The organism is Mesorhizobium sp. M6A.T.Cr.TU.017.01.1.1 (genome assembly GCF_004023115.1).
GTDB classification, from domain to species: Bacteria; Pseudomonadota; Alphaproteobacteria; order Rhizobiales; family Rhizobiaceae; genus Mesorhizobium; species Mesorhizobium mediterraneum.
Genome location: NZ_RZTA01000275.1, coordinates 1 through 620 on the forward strand (window position 1 = coordinate 1; position 620 = coordinate 620).

Genomic DNA, 620 nt, shown 5'->3' on the forward strand with positions numbered 1-620 from the left:
CCAGACCGTCCGCCAGACTCAACTGACCCAAAACACGATCCGCCATCCCGAATCTCCCTGCTCCAACCTTCACCACAGAATCACCGTTCGGCTTCTGTGCAAAGGTCTCACAAGGGGAGAAGGGAAGACCTGACGCCAACGCCCCCCATAAGGTGGCGGGCAACTCAACCTAAACCGACGGCCCTGCTTACCCTAGCCTCACGTTGGCCTACTTGGTGTTTTCCAGCGCGTCGACCGTCTTCTTCAGCTTTTCGTCCGGAATCTCGACTTTGGCGTCGGCGCGCAGCGTCTTGACCAGCGCGATATACTTGTCGCGGATGACCGCCTGACGGGCCTGATCCTTGACGGCGTCGAAAGCCGGCGGCTGCTTGGTCCGCTTGTCCTCGACCTTGATGACGTGCCAGCCGAACTGCGTTTGCACCGGCTGCTCGGTGTATTTGCCGACCGCGAGCGCGGAGGCCGCCTTGTCGAATTCCGGCACCATCTGTCCAGGACCGAACCAGCCGAGGTCGCCGCCGCTGGTCTTGCCGCTCGGATCGCTGGTGTGCTCATTGGCGAGCTTCTGGAAATCGGCGCCGCCATCGAGCTGCTTGATGATCGCGTCGGCCTCTTCCTTCGTC

1 protein-coding gene is annotated in these 620 nt (G+C 61.6%); it reads right to left on the reverse strand.

Annotated features, from left to right (window positions below):
* Positions 1-208: 208 nt before the first annotated feature.
* A partial coding sequence (locus tag EOB36_RS33955; protein ID WP_206637242.1) for a peptidylprolyl isomerase occupies positions 209-620 on the reverse strand: 412 nt, incomplete at its 5' end.